Source organism: Rheinheimera sp. KL1 (assembly GCF_001275035.1).
Classification (GTDB): Bacteria; Pseudomonadota; Gammaproteobacteria; order Enterobacterales; family Alteromonadaceae; genus Pararheinheimera; species Pararheinheimera tangshanensis.
On sequence record NZ_LAMX01000027.1, the window covers coordinates 98375 to 118265 of the forward strand.

Below are 19891 nucleotides of genomic sequence, written 5' to 3' on the forward strand. Positions count from 1 at the left end.
ACTTATCCCTTTACGTAAGAGTGCCAGCTACTGTCATTCAGCAACTCAGCCAACACTTGCTCGGTTAATACCCGCAATTTCACTTCAGCCGCAGCGTTATCTAATTTAAATGGACCAGAGAAGCTGCTTTTTCCTGCATAGACTTTATCAAAAGTACCATGCTGATTTTCGATGGCGATACGTAATTCGACATCATTTTTCACTACGTGCTCTACGGTACGTTGATCGGCATCGGCAGATAATTTCAGGATTTGCACCGTCATGGTCGTGACGCTACTGGACGTTAACTTTGCACCTTGAGCCGTCATCGCATCTGTTAAAGTAGATTCCAGTTGCTGTGCCAGGTTATTGCTGGTGGGCAGGCTGCTGACAGAGGTACCTTTGCGCAAAAATAAGGTTTGGTCAGAGGGACGTTGATCCACTACGGTCAATACAAACTCTGCACCTGCTAAGGTTTTGCTTTGGTTCCAGAACACTTGTGGTGTCACTAAAAAGGATGATGAGGTACTGCTACAGGCGGCAAGAACCAGACTAAAAGCCACCAGAGCCGGACGTATAAAAAGGCGCATATTTATTTCCTTTTGGTTGATTCGAGGATCACAAATTTATTGTTGCTGGCAATATGGCGGCAGCCACCCAGCAGAACTGTCATTTTTTCGTAATAAGGTAAATGCCTATTGGCGACAATACGTAACTTCCCGCCTGCTTTTAAACAACGTTTCGCATCATTAAACATCTGCCACGCAATATGTTCTGTCACTGCCTGCTGTTGATGGAAAGGCGGATTACAAATCACATAATCCAGACTCTGATCCGCCTGACTGGCCAGACAATCATCTGTTCTGAACTCGGCTTGAGTCATAAGTTCAGGGATATTCAGCTCTACCGACGCTCGTGCTGAAGCGACCGCCATATAAGAGTCGTCGGTAAAAATTACTTTAGCTGCAGGTTGTTGTTTCAGTAATGCAAGCCCAAGTACCCCATTACCACAACCTAAATCAGCAACTACCGCACCTTCTTCCACTACTGGTAAGTGTTCTAACAGAAAACGTGCACCTATATCCAGTTGCTCTTTGGCAAATACATTGGCGTGATTCACCAAGGTGAACTGCTGTTCTGGTAACGGCCATTGAATAGGGTAAGTAAAGGCGCGCGCGTCACCGCGCGGTGTACAGTGAATAGTCCGACATTTTTTCTGAGCCAGCGATGCCTGAGTAGGGCCTAACTCTTGTTCAAAAATAGCCAGTAAGTTTTTATGAATATCTTTGGCTTTAGCAGCGGCGATAATCATAGTGTCAGGCCGAACCACCTGACTTAACTGCTGTAGCATATAACGCAGATAACCATGATTATTTGGGACTTTTAACAGCACAAGATCCAAATTGGCAGGTAAAGCCGTAACACTGTCCAGAAAGCTGACGCTATCTGCAGACAATCCATTTTGTTGTCTGTTGTACACAGTGGCTTGTTGGCTTAATACCGAGTCGTTTTGCTGGCTATGTGGGTTATTACCCAAAGCACAAGACAAGGCGCCAAATAAGTCGTGCATTACCACTACTTTTAAATCTGGGCGTTGAGCTAGTAAAGGCAAAGCCTGTTGTAACAGTAACTCGTCGGCCGCATCCCAGGCTTGTAAGCTGCGATTGCTTTGCCCCAGTGGTAATCTGTCCAGCTGCAGTTGCTTGTCAGCGATGGTAAAAATAGTATTCATGCCATTCAACTAAAAGAAGAGAAGGTTGTATTTTGACACGAGCACACCAGAGCGACAACCATGGATCGCTGCAACACTTTGTATTACCTGATACAGAACTGTTGTTTTGGCCAGGCTGGCTGTCACCAGAGCAGGCAGAACGTTGTTATCAGCAATTATCACAGCAATTAAACTGGCAGCAACCTGCGATAAAAATTTTTGGCAAAGCAGTGAAGATCCCGCGTCAACAGGTGTGGATGGGAGACCCACACTGTAGTTATAAATATTCAGGAGTATTATTTGAACCCGAACCCTGGCATCCGCTGGTCAAACAATTAACAGAGAGCGTGAATAAGCTGTGTCAAAGCCGTTTTAATTCTGTGCTGCTGAATTGGTATGCTGATGGTGGGCAGCATATGGGGTGGCATAGTGACGATGAATCTGAGCTCGGTGAGAGCCCAAAAATAGCATCATTAAGTTTAGGTCAACCACGTTTTTTTGATTTAAAACACAAACACTTAGGTACGCAGCTTAAATTAGAGTTGGGACATGGTTCTTTACTATTAATGGCTGGCCAATGCCAGGAGTTTTGGCAACACCGAGTGCCCAAAATGGCCTCTGCTACACGAGGACGCATAAACCTTACTTTCCGTGAAATCAAGCAAAAAACAACTTAATTATATTTTCTCTATGGCAGCAATCGCTTAGCTGGTTTTCCTTCACTTTTGCTAAAAAGCGGGCTGACAAGGCGCATTGCCTTAACTAGAGTAGAAGAGAGGGAGCAACAAAAGGGTTTCGCTATGTTGGTTCATACCGCAATAGAACAGAAGTTATTGAGCGCATTTGATCCTGTGTTCCTTGACGTGGTCAATGAAAGCCATATGCACAGTGTGGCACCGGGTTCGCAATCACATTTTAAAGTGGTCATTGTGACTAACGCCTTTGATGGCATGAGATTGTTAAATCGCCACAGAGCAGTCAATGCAATACTGGCCGAGGAGTTAGCCGAAAAGATCCACGCTTTAGCTCTACATACTTACACACCTGGTGAGTGGTACGAGTATTACGCTGAGAAACCTCCAGCCTCGCCTAAATGTTTTGGCGGCAGTAAGAGAGAGAAAACTGCATTACCTGAGTCCTGAACTCAGCTGAATTAAAAATATACCAAGCGCCGTAAGGCGCTTTTATTTTTGACACTATCCTCTTTCAATATCACTAAGTGCTTGTTTTTGAATCAGCATTACTGATATTTTTGCTGATCAGACCTGTTTTTTAAGCTAACGGCTTAAACTAGCTGACAATTTTCAACCAACAATAGGTTTTGTTATGGTTATCCAACCTAAAATTCGTGGTTTTATCTGCACTAACGCACATCCGGTCGGTTGTGCTGCTCATGTGCAAGAACAAATTGATTATGTCAAAGCCAAAGGCCCTGTAGCCGCTGGTCCAAAAAATGTGTTAGTCATCGGCGCTTCAACAGGTTACGGCCTGGCTTCCCGTATTACTTCTGCTTTTGCTTCTGGCGCAAAAACCTTAGGTATCTTTTTTGAAAAAGAGCCAACAGAGGGTAAAACAGCTTCGGCTGGTTGGTACAACACGGTCGCGTTCGAGCAAGCTGCTGCCGCTGAAGGTTTATGGAATAAACATCTGAACGGTGACGCTTTTACTGATGAGTTAAAAGCTCAGGCTATTGATTTAATTCGTCGTGAGATGGGCAAAATTGATTTAGTCGTTTACAGCCTGGCGGCGCCACGTCGTAAAGATCCGGTGACTGGCGAAGTGTATAGCTCAGTGTTAAAACCAATAGCCCAGGCTTACACGGCAAAAACTCTGAATACCAGCAAACGCGAAATTGAAAGTGTTTCTGTTGAACCTGCATCCGATGAAGAAATCTTCAACACGGTAAAAGTCATGGGTGGGGAAGACTGGGAACGTTGGCTTGATCAGTTGCATGCTGCCGGTGTATTGGCTGAAGGTTGCCAGACTGTCGCTTACACTTATATTGGTAAAGAGCTGACCTGGCCAATTTATGGCAAAGCAACTATCGGCAAAGCCAAAGAAGATTTAGATCGTGCTGCTGCAGCCATCACGCAAAAACTGGATGCAGTCAAAGGCCAGGCTTATGTAGCGTCATTGAAAGCTCTGGTGACGCAAGCCAGTTCAGCTATTCCTATCATGCCGCTCTATATCTCTTTGTTATACCGTGTGATGAAAGAGGAAGGCAGCCACGAAGGTTGTATCGAACAGATTTATGGTTTATTTCAGCAAGCGCTTTATAACAATAGTCGGACTTTAGATGAGGCCGGTCGTTTGCGTATGGATGGCAAAGAATTGTCTGATCACATTCAGTCTGCCGTAAAAGAGCTCTGGGGTCAGGTGACCACAGAAAACATTGATGAGCTGACCGACTATAAGGGTTATCACAATGAATTCCTGCGCTTGTTCGGTTTTGGTTACAGTCATGTCGATTACGACGCCGATGTGCCGGCTTTATTGCCGCTGAAGAATTTGGTGCAGTAACGTTGAAAAGTCGCTTAATGCGACTTTTTCATTTAATCGCACCTGGTTTTATTCAGATCCAGCAGAATTTACTCGCTCACAAGCCCAACTCAAAGGCAAAGTTAAAAATCTTGTCTACACTGAGCTTCAGTCGGCTGAAATGCCGGATAATTTTGTTGATTAACATAGATAGCACTTATGTTTAGTGCTAGAATCCGCAACTTTGGTACGTGTATCCGCCACCTGCAACAGAGGTTAGGCTGTTGAGGTCCCGGATGCTACGCGCGGCGAGCAGCCGATAAACCAGGCCCTGTTTCTTCCCGTTAAAAAGTGCAAGTACGTATGATAAAAATCAAAAAAGGATTGGACATTCCCCTCGCGGGCAGTCCCAAACAAGACATACATGATGGTCCGTCCATCAAACACGTTGCTGTACTTGGCGAAGAGTACGTCGGTATGCGTCCTACAATGCTGGTAGAGGTTGGGGACCGTGTGAAAAAGGGTCAGGCTCTTTTTGAAGACAAAAAGAACCCTGGCGTATTTTTCACGGCGTCTGTTGCCGGTACAGTGAAAGAAATCAACCGCGGTGCTAAGCGTGTGTTGCAGTCTGTTGTAATTGAAGCTGAAGGTGATGAGTCTGTCACTTTTGATTCATTCTCAGCTGCAGAACTTGCTTCATTAACTGCTGAACAAGTGAAAAAGAACTTAACAAGTTCGGGTTTGTGGACTGCATTACGCACCAGACCATTCAGCACTTCGCCAGCCGTTGATAGCACACCAAGAGCTATTTTCGTTACGGCTATGGATACCAATCCGCTGGCTGCAGATCCGACGGTAGTGATAGCGCAGCGTAGCGCAGATTTCAGCAATGGTTTAACAGTGTTATCTCGTTTGTCTGACAAAGTCTATCTGTGTAAAAAAGCGGGCGCCTCAATTCCTTCAGTTCCTGCAGTGCAGGTTGAAGAGTTTGACGGTCCACACCCGGCTGGTTTACCAGGCACTCATATCCATTTCCTCGACCCTGTCAGCATCAATAAAGTGGTGTGGCATATCAACTATCAGGACGTGATTGCGATCGGCGCACTCTTCACTTCAGGTCAACTGAATGCAGAACGCGTGATCTCTTTAGCCGGTCCTGTAGTGAAAAATCCACGTTTAGTGAAGACAGTCTTGGGCGCCTCTATTGCTGAACTGACCGCAGGTGAGCTGCAAGATGGTCAGAACCGTATTATTTCTGGTTCTGTATTATCAGGCGCTGCTGCAGGTGGTGTGCATGGCTATCTGGGACGTTTCCACAACCAGATTTCTGTGCTGGCAGAAGGGTATGACAAAGAGTTTTTAGGCTGGGCTATGCCTGGTTCAGATAAATTCTCTGTGACCCGTGCTTACTTATCTCATTTAAATCCTAAACGCCTGTTCAATATGACCACCAGCACCAATGGTTCGTCACGTGCCATGGTACCTATTGGTAACTATGAACGTGTGATGCCGCTGGACATTCTGCCAACTCTGTTATTACGTGACCTGTTGGTTGGTGATACAGATGGCGCGGTCTCTTTAGGTTGTTTAGAGCTGGATGAAGAAGACTTGGCATTATCTACCTTTGTATGCCCTGGTAAATATGACTATGGCGTAGCACTGCGTGATTGCCTGGCGACTATCCAGAAGGAAGGCTAAAAATGGGTTTAAAGCATTTTTTAGAAAGTATTGAGCCGCAGTTCGAAAAAGGCGGTAAATACGAAAAGTGGTATGCTTTATATGAAGCTGCTGCAACAATTTTCTATACCCCTGGTCTGGTGACTAAAGCGGGTACTCATGTGCGTGACAGTATCGATCTGAAACGTATCATGATTTTTGTCTGGTTAATGTTATTCCCTGCGTTGTTTTTTGGTATGTTCAATATCGGTCATCAGGCAGTTATCGCGCTGCAGGCTGGTTTTGGTATGCCTGACACCTGGCAGGTGGGCTTGTTCCAGTTACTTGGCGGTGAATTAACTGCTGAATCGGGCTGGGGCAGCAAAATGTGGTACGGTGCCGTTTGGTTCCTGCCTATTTATGCCACAGTCTTTGTAGTCGGTGGTTTCTGGGAAGTGTTGTTTGCTTCTGTGCGCAAGCATGAAATCAACGAAGGCTTCTTTGTAACCTCTATTCTGTTCGCCTTAATTCTTCCTGCTTCTATCCCTCTGTGGCAAGCCGCTTTAGGCATTACCTTTGGTGTAGTTGTAGCGAAAGAAGTCTTTGGCGGTACGGGCCGTAACTTCTTAAACCCTGCGTTAGCTGGCCGTGCTTTCCTGTTCTTTGCTTACCCTGCACAGATTTCAGGCGACAAAGTATGGACAGTGGCTGATGGTTACTCAGGTGCAACCTGGTTATCCAACGCTGCAAGTGGTTTAGCTGCGAACGGTGAAAAAGCTGTAGATTGGTCTATCAACCAGCAATGGTGGGATGCGTTTTATGGTTTTATCCCTGGTTCAGTCGGTGAAACCTCGTTCTTAGCTCTGATGATTGGTGGTTTAGCCTTAATTTACTTCCGTATTGCCTCATGGCGCATTGTAGCCGGTGTGATGGTAGGTACAGCAGTGTTTGCCACTATGTTCAACATGATCGGCTCTGAAACAAATGCTATGTTTGCTATGCCTTGGTACTGGCACATTGTGTTAGGTGGCTTTGCTATCGGTATGTTCTTTATGGCTACAGACCCGGTATCTGCTTCCTTCACAAATCAAGGTAAATGGGCATACGGTATCCTGATTGGTTTTATGGTGGTGATGATCCGTGTGGTTAACCCTGCTTACCCTGAAGGTATGATGTTAGCTATTTTGTTCGCTAACTTATTTGCACCATTGTTTGACTATATGGTGGCTCAGGCGAACATCAATCGGAGGCTTGCCCGTAATGTTTAGTAACAACGATAGTATCGGCAAAACCTTTTTTGTGGTTATTGCTTTATGTTTGGTCTGCGCCGTGTTCGTGGCTACTTCAGCTGTTCAACTGCGACCAAAACAGACTGAAAACAAACTGTTGGATGCCCAGAAAAACATTCTGGTTGCGACTGGCTTGTTATCAGGTGACAACGTTAAAGAGCTGTTTACTAAACATATTCAGGAACGTCTGGTTGATATGAATACCGGCGAATTTGTGGATATGGACCCGGCTAAATACGATTACCGTAAAGCGATGAAAGCACCTGAAACCAGTATCAGACTGGAAGGTGCTGACGATAAGGCTTCAATTAAATCTCGCGCTAACGTTGCGCCGGTTTATTTTGCGTATAACGACGGTATCGAGTCTGGCAAGTTGTCCGCTATTGTTCTGCCAATTCATGGTTATGGCTTATGGTCCACCATGCATGCGTTTTTAGCTTTGGACAAAGATGGCAATACCATCAAAGGTCTGAACTACTACGAGCATGCAGAGACTCCTGGTCTGGGTGGCGAAATCCAGAATCCAAAATGGGTTGCTCAGTTTGTGGGTAAGAAGTTATTTGATGAAGCCGGTAACCCTGCTATCAAAATTCTGAAACCTGGTAATGCTGTTGCGACTTCAGAGCATGATGTAGATGGTTTATCTGGCGCTACCTTAACCAGTAATGGCGTACAACATACGTTTGAGTTCTGGACTGGTGCCAAAGGCTTTGCGCCTTTCCTGACTAAGGTTCGTGATGGAGCATTAAACAATGGCTAGTGCAAAAGAAATTAAAAGCCTTGTCTTCGGACCGGTCTTTGCAAATAACCCTATCGCATTACAAGTATTAGGTATTTGTTCTGCGTTGGCTGTAACCACTAAGCTGGATAAAGCTTTGGTTATGGGTATAGCCCTGACTTTGGTTACTGCGTTTTCGAGCATGTTTATCTCGATGATCCGTAACCATATTCCATCAAGCGTACGTATCATAGTTCAGATGACTATCATTGCGTCCCTGGTAATAGTGGTGGATCAGGTGTTGAAGGCTTTTGCTTACAACGTAGCCAAAGAGCTGTCGGTATTTGTTGGTTTGATTATCACCAACTGTATCGTTATGGGTCGTGCTGAAGCTTATGCGATGAAAAGCCCACCATTAATGAGCTTTTTAGACGGTATAGGTAATGGTTTGGGCTACACAGTGTTGCTGCTGATCGTTGCATTTATCCGTGAGTTGTTTGGTTCAGGTACTGTGTTTGGTGTAGAAATTCTGCCTCTGATCAGTGCCGGCGGTTGGTATCAGCCTATGGGCCTGTTACTTATGCCTCCAAGCGCTTTCTTTATCATCGGCTTGTTCATCTGGGTTCTGCGGACTTTCCGCCCAGAACAAGTTGAGAAGTAAGGGGACAGAAGATGGAACATTATTTAAGTTTATTTGTTCGTGCGGTATTTATTGATAACCTGGCTTTATCGTTTTTCCTTGGGATGTGTACTTTTATCGCCATCTCTAAACAAGTAAAAACAGCCTTCAGTTTAGGTATTGCCGTCACAGTAGTATTGGGTTTATCAGTACCGCTGAACAACATTGTATTTAAGCAATTTTTGGCACCAGGTGCTTTAGACTGGGCTGGTTTTCCAGATACAGATTTAAGCTTCCTTGGCTTTATCGCTTACATCGGCGTAATCGCAGGTTTAGTGCAGGTTCTGGAAATGTTCCTAGATAAGTACGTGCCTTCGTTATACAACGCTTTAGGTATTTTCCTGCCGTTAATCACAGTGAACTGCGCCATTTTTGGTGGTGTAGCTTTCATGGTTGAACGTGATTACAACTTAGCGGAAAGTGCGGTATTTGGTTTAGGCGGCGGTTTAGGTTGGACTCTGGCCATCACATTAATGGCAGCTGTGAGCGAAAAACTGAAGTATGCGGATATCCCTGCGGGTCTGCGTGGTTTAGGTTCTCGTTTTATCATGGTTGGTTTAATGGGGTTAGGCTTTATGTCTTTCTCTGGCGTGTCATTGTAAAAATTGCTGTAAAAGGAAAACACAATGCAAGAGATTTATCTTGGCGTTGGGATGTTCACCCTGCTGGTTGTAGCTTTAGTGATAATGATTTTAGTCGCCAAAGCAAAACTGGTATCTTCTGGTGACATCACCATTGGCGTTAATGGCGACCCTTCGTTAGCCATTCAAACAAAAGCCGGCGGCAAATTACTTGGCGCTTTAGCTGATAAAGGCATTTTCCTGTCATCAGCTTGTGGTGGCGGCGGCTCATGTGGTCAGTGCCGTGTCCATGTTCATGCGGGTGGCGGAGACGTTTTACCTGTGGAAATGGGGCACTTAACTAAAGGTGAACGTCGTGAAGGTTGTCGTTTAGCTTGTCAGGTCAGTGTCAAAACTGACATGGAAATCGAAGTTGAACCAGAAATCTTTGGTATCAAAAAATGGGAATGTACTGTTATCTCTAACGATAACAAAGCTACCTTTATCAAAGAATTAAAGCTGGCTATTCCAGATGGTGAATCAGTACCTTTCCGTGCTGGTGGTTATATTCAGATTGAAGCTCCAGCTCACCATGTGAAGTATGCTGACTTCGACATCCCTGAAGAATACCGCGGTGACTGGGAACGCTTTAAGTTCTTCACTCTGGAGTCCAAAGTAGACGAAGAAACTATTCGTGCTTACTCTATGGCGAACTACCCGGAAGAAGAAGGCATTATCATGTTAAACGTGCGGATCGCGTCTCCGCCGCCAAATAACCTGAGCTTACCTTGCGGTAAAATGTCTTCGTACATCTGGAGCTTGAAAGCTGGCGATAAAGTGACGATTTCTGGTCCATTTGGTGAATTCTTCGCTAAAGATACTGATGCTGAAATGGTATTCGTGGGTGGTGGTGCTGGTATGGCGCCAATGCGTTCACACATTTTTGACCAGTTACGTCGTCTGAAATCCAAACGTAAGATGAGCTTCTGGTACGGTGCCCGTTCTAAGCGTGAAATGTTCTATGTTGAAGATTTCGACATGCTGCAAGCTGAAAACGAAAACTTTAAGTGGCACGTGGCCTTATCTGATCCGCAGCCGGAAGATAACTGGACTGGTTACACAGGTTTTATTCATAACGTGTTGTATGAAAACTATCTGAAAAATCATAAAGCTCCGGAAGACTGTGAGTTCTATATGTGTGGTCCACCGATGATGAATAAAGCGGTGATCAATATGCTGAAAGATTTAGGCGTACAAGACGACAACATTCTGTTGGATGACTTCGGCGGTTAAGCCAAAGCAAATTAAAAGTGGGGTCCTTGGGACCCCATTTTTATTTGCAGCCATCCCTGGCGCTCACCCTTTGGGCCAATGCTTCGCATTGTTAAAAATTGATCCTGACAATTTTTTATTTGTCTGAAAAACGTTTTTACGTAGGGAGAGTGGCTGAAACTTGCTACAATATCGGCCTGTAACGGGCGAGCAGGCAGACTGTTTGTTCAAAGCTTCTAAGTTTGATGAGGTTGCTATGGAAGTTTTTATTTTTACTTTTATCATCCTGATAGTTGTAGTTGCTGCTATGGCTATAGGCTACATGGTGCAACGTAAGACCATAGCTGGTAGTTGTGGTGGCTTAGGCGCTTTAGGCATTGAAAAGGCCTGTGACTGCGATACCCCTTGTGAGAAACGTCAGCAACGTATGAAAAAAGAGCAGGAATGGCAGCAGAATAAAATTATCTGATACTGTACATTTTTGTTTTATCAACGCCCGTCAAGCCAGCTTTAGCTGGCTTGTCAGTTTTTAGCTACAGGCTCTGTCTCTGACATCCTTTTGCTCTATTGCCTCAAAGTGCTCTGTACTTAATAATGCAGTTCATTATTCTTTTGAGGCCATCTTCATGTCTTATCCGCTTGCTATCGCTGTGTCTTCTGTTCATGCTGCACTGAATGACTCCCAATGGGATGCTTTGATTATTGTTGCGTCTGATTTTACTGCTGTGCCTGAATTACAGTCTGAAATTAATGCTGCCGCCGCTATTGATAGCCGTATTGGTAAAGAAACTGTGTTGCTGTTATCTGCAAAAGCGCCGGGTCAACGTCTGGTGCTTTCACCTACAGGCCCGCTTGACAGAGATTATGATGATGTCCGCAGTTTTTATGATGCCGCCAAGCAAGGTATTACTCAGGCCAAAGCCGCTGGCGCTAAATCTCCGGCTTTGTTTGTCATAGCACCTGACTCAGATGCGTATCAATATGCAGCAGAAGTAGCTTATTTAGGTGCGTGTCAGGCCTTATGGCAACCGCTCGAAGGTCGTGAAACCCGGGGGGAGGCAACGATAGAACCTGTGACCCAGATTGGCGTCATTGGTGTCTCAGAACATCAGTCTCATTACATGGAGGCTGTTGAAGCCGGTAAACGTGTGGCTCGTGATTTATGTGGCACTGAACCTGAACGTATGGCGCCACGTCGCTTCGCCGATTATTGTGTAGAAACATTTGCCGGTACTGATGTGCAGGTGTCGGTAGAAACTAAAGTCGATACATTGCAAAAAGACTACCCACTCCTGATGGCCGTCGCCCGCTGCTCATTGCAGGTTGATCGCCATAAGCCAGCCGTGATCCGTCTTGAATATCAGGGCGAAGGCGAAATCGAACAAACGCTGCTATTTGCCGGTAAAGGACTGGTGTATGACACAGGTGGCGCGGACTTAAAAACCGGTGGCGCTATGGCTGGTATGAGTCGCGATAAAGGTGGAGCAGCCGCTGTGGCTGGTTTTATCAAAACTGTGGCTTTGTTAAAAACTAAAGGTATACGCATCATTGCCGAAATTGGTGCTGTGCGAAACAGCATAGGTTCAGATGCTTTTGTACCGGATGAAATTATTACCAGTCATGCAGGTGTAAGGGTACGTATTGGGAATACGGATGCTGAGGGGCGCTTAGTACTGGCGGACTTGTTATCGCATTTACGTGAGGATGCCAAAACTGCGGTCAATCCTACTTTGTATTCTATCGCTACTTTAACTGGGCATGCGGCCCGAGCCGTAGGTCCATACAGTGCTCTGGTGGAAAATGGTGCTGCTCGTCGAGTTGGTTTGTCTGCTGACTTAGCTCTGGTGGGCGATTTATGGGCTGACCCAAGCGAAATCTCCCGCAGTCGTCGCGAAGATTTCAGCTTTATCAAAGGCCGCAGTTCTGCTGATGATTTATTAAGCTGTAATAATGCGCCTTCGTCAGTCACGCCCCGAGGCCATCAATTCCCTATGGCCTTCTTAGTTGCCGCGGCAGGATTAGATCAACACGGATTAAACACTGAACAGCCATTGCCTTATTGTCATATTGACATAGCTGGCAGCGGTGTTGATGGTGGCGATTGGCAACATGGCAAGCCATCAGCAGCGCCAGTGGCAGCCTTAGCCGCTTACTATTGTTTATAAACCAGAATTCACTTGGCTATTGAATAACCCGAGGCTATGCTTCGGGTTTTTGCATTTATGCATCTGAGTAATGGATCGGACCTGATGAAATTTTTAGATCGTTATTTTGAGCTGACGGCACGCCAGACCAACATTAAAAAAGAGCTGATCGCAGGCCTTACGACTTTTATGGCGATGAGTTATATCCTGTTTGTAAATCCCACTATGCTGGCTCAAACCGGCATGGATCAGGGCGCAGTTTTTGTGGCCACTTGTCTGGCCGCAGCTTTTGGTTCTATCGCTATGGGAATGTTGGCAAACTTACCTGTGGCTCTGGCTCCTGGTATGGGGCTTAATGCTTTTTTTACTTATGTGATAGTGCTTGAGCAAGGTCACAGCTGGCAGACGGCTTTAGCTGCAGTGTTCTGCTCTGGTGTGCTGTTTTTGCTGCTAAGTATTTTCAAAATTCGTGAGTGGATTATTCAGAGTATTCCCTTTGCATTGAAGATGGGTATCGCTGCTGGTATAGGGATGTTTCTGGCACTGATTGCATTAAAAACTGCCAATATCATAGTGGCCAGCCCTGCCACGCTGGTGACGCTGGGCGATTTGCATGACCCTAAAGTCTTGCTTGCCATAGTTGGTTTTTTTCTGATTTTCGCCTTGGCGCATCGTAAACAACATGCGGCAGTCTTTATTAGTATTTTAGTGATCACAGCTATCGCCTGGTGGCGTGGGGACACCACTTTTAACGGTGTTGTGTCTATGCCTCCCTCCTTGGCGCCGACTTTCTTACAGCTGGATTTTGCCTCTGCGCTGCAATGGGCTATGGTGCCAGTTATTTTAAGCTTATTGTTTTTAGATTTGTTTGATACCAGTGGTACTTTAGTGGCTGTGAGTCAAAGAGCCGGATTATTAAAAGCCAATGGTGAGATCCCCCATTTAAAAGGCGCATTATTAGCAGACAGTTCGGCAACTATTGCTGGTGCTTTAGTAGGCACGTCCACAACCACCAGTTATGTCGAAAGCACTGCAGGTGTTGCTGCTGGTGGTCGCAGTGGTTTAACTGCTGTTGTAGTAGGTCTGGCTTTTTTAGCTGCGCTTTGGTTATCGCCACTGGCGGCTATGGTGCCAGCGTACGCCACAGCGGGCGCTTTACTTTATGTTGCCACCTTAATGCTCAGCAGTTTGCAGCATGTAGAGTGGAACGATCTGATCGAATCCGTGCCCGTTGTCGTAGTTTTGGTGATGATGCCGCTGACCTTCTCTATCGCCGATGGCATAGGTATGGGTTTTATTACTTATGCGGTGCTTTGTTTAGTAACGGGTCGTTTGTCAAAAACTACCCTTAGCGTGTGGATATTAACCGCAGTTTTTGCTGCTAAATTCTTCTTTGCATAAGGATGGATATGAAAAAATTTACAGTTTTACTGGCACTGATGTTATGTGGTGTTGCTAATGCTCAGGACAAAGTGCAGGTCAGCAGTCTGGAGCTGGCAAAGCATTTGTATATGATCAAAGGGGCAGGCGGTAATATTGCCGCTGTCGTTGGTCCTGAAGGTGCGCTAGTGGTGGACTCTCAATACGAGCATATGGCTCCACAGATCAAAGCTGAGCTTGAAAGCAAACAAGCAGGAGTACAAATCAAAACTCTGGTGAACACTCATTTCCATGGTGACCACGTTAATGGCAATGCGGCTTTAGCTTCAGGTGCTCAGATTATTGCTCATACTAATGTACTGACCCGATTAAAAGCTGATGCCAAGTTTCCTGTTGCTGGCTTACCTACAGAAACTTTTGTTGGTGAAAAACCGCTGAGACTTAACGGCGTCGACTTGCATCTTGTCACTATGCCTGTCAGTCATACAGATGGCGATTTGGTGGTCTGGTTTAAAGAGGCCAACGTGCTGCATATGGGCGATTTGTTTTTCGCAGACCGTTTCCCTTTTATCGATCTGAAAAGTGGCGGTTCAGTTGCTGGCTATATCAGTAACGTCAAACTACTTCTCAGTCAAATCGATGATAAAACCAGGTTAATTCCAGGCCACGGTGATTTAATGGATAAAGCAGGCTTGCAGCGCTTTTTAACTATGATGGAACAGACGCTCTCTGAAGTGAATGCACTGAAAGCTCAGGGAAAAACAGAAGATCAAATAGTAGCTCAGGGTTTATCTGCCCAGTGGAAAAGCTGGAGCTGGAACTTTATAACGGAAGAGCGTTGGATCCGTACGCTATTTCAAGCTTAGTCTTGTAGTTCGGAAGCGCTCTGGTTATGCTTTGGCAACGAACAGGGCGCTTTTAGGGTATAAATCAGGATCTTCATGAGGTTACGTGAAACTTTAGTAGTCTACATGCTGCCTATCCTGGTCTTGCCTTTGTTATGTCTGGGTTATTTATCCTATCACTTCAGTGTACGCTATTACGAACAACAACTGTTTCAGCAAATTAAAAATGAGTTGGTGCAGGTACAGCAGGACATTCGTCTTCAATTATCATCGTACCAGCAAGCTTTACTGCTGCTGTCTTCCCAAAGTCTGGTCGAACGTTTTATTGCCAAAGAGCAGCAACCGGAAGCCGCGCTGATTCAGGGATTCGAACACTATCGTAGAGAGCATCCGGAAATATCGTCGATTAAATTTATTCGTTTAAACGGCGATTATCTGCTGACTATTCCGCAGCAAGACAAGGCGAAAGCACTCAGCAGGTTTCGAAATCAGTATTTTTCAGCGTTACAATCCATGATGGACGACAATGGTTTTTTCCTGTCCAGTGAGCAAGGTTCAAGTCAGCTGAATTTGTATGTGGCCCAAAAAATTTATATGTCTGGACAATCGCCCGGCGATATTAAACGGCTTTGGGGTTATGTTGTCTTTGTGATTGATCCCGAATTATTTCACCAAAGTATCAGGCAGTTAGGAGGAGATCTGCGTGCTCCTTTGATTGTGAGTCAGGCTGCAACTATTGCCTTTTCCGAAAATTCTTTGCTGATGGGTAGCGCTTTTTCTCCGGTCAGTTTTACGGAAATTCAGGCTAGTGTCGACCAAGATGAATTTGTTCCTACTCTGCTACTTGGACAGTCTATGTTAGTAACAGGTGTCTCTTTAGCTGGCCCTTATCAGCTGATTATGGGGATACGGCCGGCACTGTTAAACCAAAGCATGGCTTACAAACCTATGTTAATAGCCTTGTTTTGTATCCTGTTTTGCATAGGATTACCTATGTTAATTTATTGGGTTCTTGCCCGCTTTGTATTAACACCTATACGGGAGCTTACCCTGGCCAAAACTGCAGTAGGGCGAGGTGATTTATCCACAGTTCTCACTGTCAGAAAGCAGGATGAATTAGGCGATATGTTCGCTGCTTTTAACGTGATGGTGCGTCAGTTACGTGTTTACAGAGAGCGGGAGAGAGCCTATCAGTTGCAACTGGAGGATAAAGTAGCGGCCAGAACTCAGGATTTAGCCGATGCGAATCAGCAACTGGAAGATGCCAATCAGCAATTGATTTTAGCCCGTGAGGTGGCAGAACAGGCCAACCGATTAAAAAGTGTATTTCTGGCCAATATGAGTCATGAAATCCGCACACCGTTGACAGCCATTATTGGTTTCAGTGAGCAAGCTATTCATGAGAATGATCCCCACAGACAACTGGACTATTTGAGTCGTGTGCTGCGCAGCGGCGATCATTTGCTGGCTCTGATTAACGATATTCTTGATCTGTCAAAAATTGAAGCTGATAAACTGGAATTGTTAACAGAGCAGATCAGTTTGCTGGCCATGCTGGACGATGTGTACCAATTAACCAAGCAACAGGCAGAACAAAAAGGTTTGCAATGCTTGCTGGAACTGAACTATCCATTACCACAATTTATCTACACCGACACCTTACGTTTCCGTCAAGTTCTGCTCAACCTAACCTCCAATGCAGTGAAGTTCACTCAGAAAGGCAAAGTGGTGATCGATGTGTCCTATCAAACGCCTGAGGAAGTGCTGAGGATTAAAATTAAGGATACCGGTATAGGCATTACCACAGTGGAGCTTAGTAAACTCTTTCAGCCTTTTGTGCAGGCTGACGCTGCCGTAACCCGTAATTTTGGCGGTTCTGGTCTTGGTCTTTGTATTTCAAAAAAACTGATGGAGCAGATGCAAGGCGATATTCTGGTGGACAGCGTCAAGGGAATTGGCAGCTGTTTTGAGATTGTAATGTCGTGTGAGCATCAACATATCAGTCTGGTCGATAGTTATCAAAAACCTACCCAAGAGCCTTTGGTGGTTGAAACTTCTACCGATTATCAAAAGTTGAAGCTACTGGTGGCCGAAGACAATACTGATAACCAGTTACTGATCCAGGTGTTGTTACAAAAGTTGGGTATTCATGCTGTGATTGTTGAAAACGGCCACAAAGCAGTAGAAAGGGTACTATTGGAGCATTTTGATCTAGTGTTGATGGATATGCAGATGCCGGAAATGGGGGGGGAAGAAGCGACGGCCTTAATTCGTCATGCGGGTATGGACTTACCTATTATTGCCTTAACAGCCAACGTGATGAGCGAAGACCAAAGCCGATATTTAAAGGCGGGGTGCCAGGCCGTCTTATCTAAACCTATAGTGCAAAAAGATTTTATAGCTGTGATACAAAAATTCTGTCAAAGCCGCACCAGTCTGGATGAACAACTAGAAGCACAACTCGCTTCGGATCCCGTTATTGTACAGCTGAAACTGGAGTTTAAGCGGTCCTTGCCTTCGTTGCTTCAGGAATTTCAGCTTTGGCTTAGTGCGGCAAACTGGAGCCGGATACAGTTTGAAGCTCACAGTGTAAAAGGTAGTGCCGGCAGCATGGGATATCCAGAGTTGACCGAGTTGATGTCGAATTTAGAATATGCAGTACGACAGGCAGATGTTGCGTTGATCACAGAGCTAATTCATGATTTTGCAGTGTTCGTCAGTACAGAGCAAATTACAGAACAGGAGATCATCAGTGCATCATAAAGAATTTGAACTTGCGGCAGAATTTGAACGGGATAGCCTCTATCTCGCGGATTGGCCGCTTTGTCAGTTGCGACTGCAAAACGATGCGAACTACCCTTGGTTTATCCTGATCCCACGTCGCGTCGGTATGGTGGAAATTATTGATCTGACACAAACCGAGCAAAACCAACTTTGGCGCGAAAGTGCTCATTTATCTGTTTTTCTCAAAGCACAGTTTCAGGCTAAAAAACTGAATATCGCAGCTCTTGGTAATATGGTACCGCAGTTGCACTTGCATCATATAGTGCGCTACGACAGTGATTTTGCCTGGCCTGCGCCTGTCTGGGGCAAGGTGCCTGCTCTGGCTTACACTAAAGAGGCTTTAGAGCTCTTAAGACAAAAAATGGCATTATTGGCTGTACCTACATGACGAGTTTGCTTCCTGAAGGGTAGAATGTGCTGTTTTCTGAGACCCAGTCTGTGCTTGCAGTATACTTCGGCTGCCTAAACTTTTTTCGTGCTAAGGAACCTTGTTATGTCGGCTGAAAATGCTCTGTTAACTATTTTGGTTGAGAAGATCCGCACTGATATGCTGGTTTTACCAACTTTGCCTGAAATGGCGATTCAGGTTCGAAAAACAGCGGACGATCCTGATAGTAATTTATTGATGATGACAGAAGTGATTGCCCAGGATCCAGCCTTAGCCGCTCGTATGATCAAAGTGGCCAACAGTGCCTTTATGGGACGTTCCATTAAGGTCAACTCATTAAATCAGGCTATTACCCGCATTGGTCTGAGTCAGGTGAAAAATATTGCCACTGCTATGGCGATGGAGCAGCTGTTTGTATCACAACATGAGCAAATCAAAGAGAGAATGGCTTCTGTTTGGCGAGACAGTGTCAATGTGACGAGCATAGCGCTAGCCTGCTTAAAGTTATATATCGCTGAACATAAGCACTGTAATCTGAATTTAGATGTGATGACCTTGGCAGGTTTGATGCATTTGATCGGTGCTTTGCCTATTTTGACTGAAGCTGAACGCTATCAGACCGTATTTGGCGAGACTCAATTTTTAGATCACGCACTTAGTACTTTGTCTGGCCAAATAGGAGCCAGCATTATGCGAGCCTGGGATTTCGCTGATACTTATGTGGAGATTGTGCTGAACTGGAATAATGCTAACGTTCAGACTGAACAGGTTGGTTATATCGACTTTATCCGACTGGGTGCTTTGGTGCAAAGCCCATTGGCAGGCACTGCAAGGTTGCAGGCGTTGCAACCCTATATTGACCGCAACATAATACCCGATGCTCACTTTATGGATATCGCAGAAATTCGTTTAATTTCTCAGGAAATCAAAGCTCTGTTAAGCTGATAGTCTGTCTTAGTACGAAAAGGCCCTCTTATTCGCGGGCCTTGTTGTATACACTATCCGTTTTACTGACTGCTGATATTGGCTTTTAGTGGTGTCAAGGCATGACGCAAAGCGTCTGTCATCAGTAATAAGTCGGCGTCCAGACGACCTATGACATCATCCCAGCCCATTTCTTCGTTTGCACCTGATAACAGGTCATGGAATTTTAAGCGCTTAATACTGCCGTCATCACAGATCAAAAAGGTCACTTTTTCGTCCTGCTCTAAAGCCAGTTTTGTCACCAGTTTATCCTGTAAATGGCTTTGCACTTCATCTGCACTTAGCAAGTGATTGATAAAGCGTACTTTAGCGCCTTCTTCATCCGGTGCTTTGAGTTCGGCTTCAGCCCCTAACTGAAAACCTTCTGGTAATTCTTTGCCTTGTAACCAAAAATGCAGTTGCTGATTCAACTGGTGATTGTCCAGCAGCGGCATGGCAGGTAAAGAGCCAAAAGCCTTGCGTAGCAACGCCAGTAGTTCTTCCGCTCTGCTGGCGCTGCTGGTATCTACCAGTAACCAACCTTGTTGTTTATCGTACAAGGCAGTAGTGACGCTGGATTTGCTGAACGCCCGTGGTAACAGGGTTTGGATCAGTTCTTCTTTTAACGCCTGTTTTTCTTTGCGGCTTAAAGGGCGGCCTTTTTCCTGTTCCATCGCATCAATTTTTGGTGCCAGCTCTTCATTCACCACTGAACCCGGCAGCACTTTCTCCTGGCGTTTGACCGCAAATAACATCACGTCATTGGTCTGGTGGCAGTATTGCTTCAGGCTTGGATGCAAAGGACTGGTGAAGCCCATTTTAATGGCTTCCTGTGAAGTACAAGGTGTGAATTTGAATGCAGCTAAGGCCTGCTCTAATTGATCCTGATCGGTGTTCAGGTTTTCGGTGACCTGATATAAACGTAAATTTTTAAACCACATAGTTAATTACTCTGTCTATAAGAATTGCGGCTTAGTATACAGAGTTCAATCATCAGATTTTGAGTTTTTCAGCGGAAAAAACCAAAGTGCAGTACGCTGCACTT

Annotated in this window: 19 protein-coding genes; 16 read left to right on the plus strand and 3 right to left on the minus strand. The window is 45.3% G+C overall.

Annotation, left to right across the window (positions count from 1 at the left end; translation table 11 throughout):
* Positions 1-2 precede the first annotated feature (2 nt).
* Positions 3-569 carry a YajG family lipoprotein gene (locus WH43_RS16290; protein WP_229670242.1) on the minus strand — a complete coding sequence of 189 codons (567 nt, stop codon included), beginning with the start codon at positions 567-569 and terminating at the stop codon, positions 3-5.
* Positions 570-571: 2 nt separating this feature from the next.
* On the minus strand, positions 572-1711 hold the full coding sequence (locus WH43_RS16295) for a methyltransferase (RefSeq protein WP_053425645.1): 1140 nt from the start codon (positions 1709-1711) through the stop codon (positions 572-574).
* A 32-nt stretch (positions 1712-1743) separates the two neighbouring features.
* Here WH43_RS16295 and WH43_RS16300 point away from each other — a divergent pair, with 32 nt between their 5' ends.
* The 16 genes from WH43_RS16300 to WH43_RS16375 all read left to right on the plus strand — a co-directional run bounded on the left by WH43_RS16300 (position 1744) and on the right by WH43_RS16375 (position 18828).
* Entirely contained in the window at positions 1744-2367 is a 624-nt protein-coding gene (locus WH43_RS16300) for an alpha-ketoglutarate-dependent dioxygenase AlkB family protein (RefSeq protein ID WP_053425646.1), read from the plus strand.
* A 123-nt stretch (positions 2368-2490) separates the two neighbouring features.
* Complete coding sequence (locus tag WH43_RS16305) at positions 2491-2832, plus strand: BolA family protein (RefSeq protein WP_053425694.1); 342 nt, start codon at positions 2491-2493, stop codon at positions 2830-2832.
* A gap of 184 nt (positions 2833-3016) precedes the next feature.
* A complete protein-coding gene (fabV, locus tag WH43_RS16310; protein ID WP_053425647.1) occupies positions 3017-4210 on the plus strand; it encodes an enoyl-ACP reductase FabV in 1194 nt (397 codons plus the stop codon).
* Positions 4211-4531: 321 nt separating this feature from the next.
* Complete coding sequence (locus WH43_RS16315; RefSeq protein WP_053425648.1) at positions 4532-5866, plus strand: Na(+)-translocating NADH-quinone reductase subunit A; 1335 nt, start codon at positions 4532-4534, stop codon at positions 5864-5866.
* Positions 5867-5868: 2 nt separating this feature from the next.
* Positions 5869-7092, plus strand: a complete 1224-nt coding sequence (locus WH43_RS16320) for an NADH:ubiquinone reductase (Na(+)-transporting) subunit B (protein ID WP_053425649.1) — start codon at positions 5869-5871, stop codon at positions 7090-7092.
* The gene (locus WH43_RS16325) at positions 7085-7873 is read left to right on the plus strand and encodes a Na(+)-translocating NADH-quinone reductase subunit C (RefSeq protein WP_053425650.1); all 789 of its coding nucleotides are present in this window, start codon (positions 7085-7087) and stop codon (positions 7871-7873) included. The genes WH43_RS16320 and WH43_RS16325 overlap by 8 nt, the downstream gene beginning before the upstream one ends.
* Positions 7866-8492, plus strand: coding sequence for an NADH:ubiquinone reductase (Na(+)-transporting) subunit D (locus tag WH43_RS16330; RefSeq protein WP_053425651.1), 627 nt, complete (start codon positions 7866-7868; stop codon positions 8490-8492). Before WH43_RS16325 ends, WH43_RS16330 begins: the two co-directional genes overlap by 8 nt.
* Positions 8493-8503: 11 nt before the next feature.
* Positions 8504-9112, plus strand: a complete 609-nt coding sequence (nqrE, locus tag WH43_RS16335; protein ID WP_053425652.1) for an NADH:ubiquinone reductase (Na(+)-transporting) subunit E — start codon at positions 8504-8506, stop codon at positions 9110-9112.
* 24 nt (positions 9113-9136) lie between these two features.
* Positions 9137-10363, plus strand: a complete 1227-nt coding sequence (gene nqrF / locus WH43_RS16340; protein WP_053425653.1) for an NADH:ubiquinone reductase (Na(+)-transporting) subunit F — start codon at positions 9137-9139, stop codon at positions 10361-10363.
* A gap of 235 nt (positions 10364-10598) precedes the next feature.
* Positions 10599-10811, plus strand: coding sequence for a (Na+)-NQR maturation NqrM (gene nqrM / locus WH43_RS16345; RefSeq protein WP_053425695.1), 213 nt, complete (start codon positions 10599-10601; stop codon positions 10809-10811).
* A gap of 157 nt (positions 10812-10968) precedes the next feature.
* Positions 10969-12507, plus strand: coding sequence for a M17 family metallopeptidase (locus WH43_RS16350; RefSeq protein ID WP_053425654.1), 1539 nt, complete (start codon positions 10969-10971; stop codon positions 12505-12507).
* 84 nt (positions 12508-12591) lie between these two features.
* Positions 12592-13887 (plus strand): NCS2 family permease, encoded by a 1296-nt coding sequence (locus WH43_RS16355; protein ID WP_053425655.1) that lies wholly within the window; start codon positions 12592-12594, stop codon positions 13885-13887.
* Positions 13888-13895: 8 nt separating this feature from the next.
* The gene (locus WH43_RS16360) at positions 13896-14732 is read left to right on the plus strand and encodes an MBL fold metallo-hydrolase (RefSeq protein WP_152342886.1); all 837 of its coding nucleotides are present in this window, start codon (positions 13896-13898) and stop codon (positions 14730-14732) included.
* 75 nt (positions 14733-14807) lie between these two features.
* A complete protein-coding gene (locus WH43_RS16365; protein WP_053425657.1) occupies positions 14808-17474 on the plus strand; it encodes an ATP-binding protein in 2667 nt (888 codons plus the stop codon).
* Positions 17464-17883 (plus strand): HIT domain-containing protein, encoded by a 420-nt coding sequence (locus tag WH43_RS16370; RefSeq protein WP_053425658.1) that lies wholly within the window; start codon positions 17464-17466, stop codon positions 17881-17883. The genes WH43_RS16365 and WH43_RS16370 overlap by 11 nt, the downstream gene beginning before the upstream one ends.
* 105 nt (positions 17884-17988) lie before the next feature.
* On the plus strand, positions 17989-18828 hold the full coding sequence (locus WH43_RS16375; RefSeq protein ID WP_053425659.1) for an HDOD domain-containing protein: 840 nt from the start codon (positions 17989-17991) through the stop codon (positions 18826-18828).
* Positions 18829-18890: 62 nt separating this feature from the next.
* On the opposite strand, the gene rdgC is transcribed toward WH43_RS16375, so the two are convergent.
* On the minus strand, positions 18891-19787 hold the full coding sequence (gene rdgC / locus WH43_RS16380) for a recombination-associated protein RdgC (protein ID WP_053425660.1): 897 nt from the start codon (positions 19785-19787) through the stop codon (positions 18891-18893).
* Positions 19788-19891 lie beyond the last annotated feature (104 nt).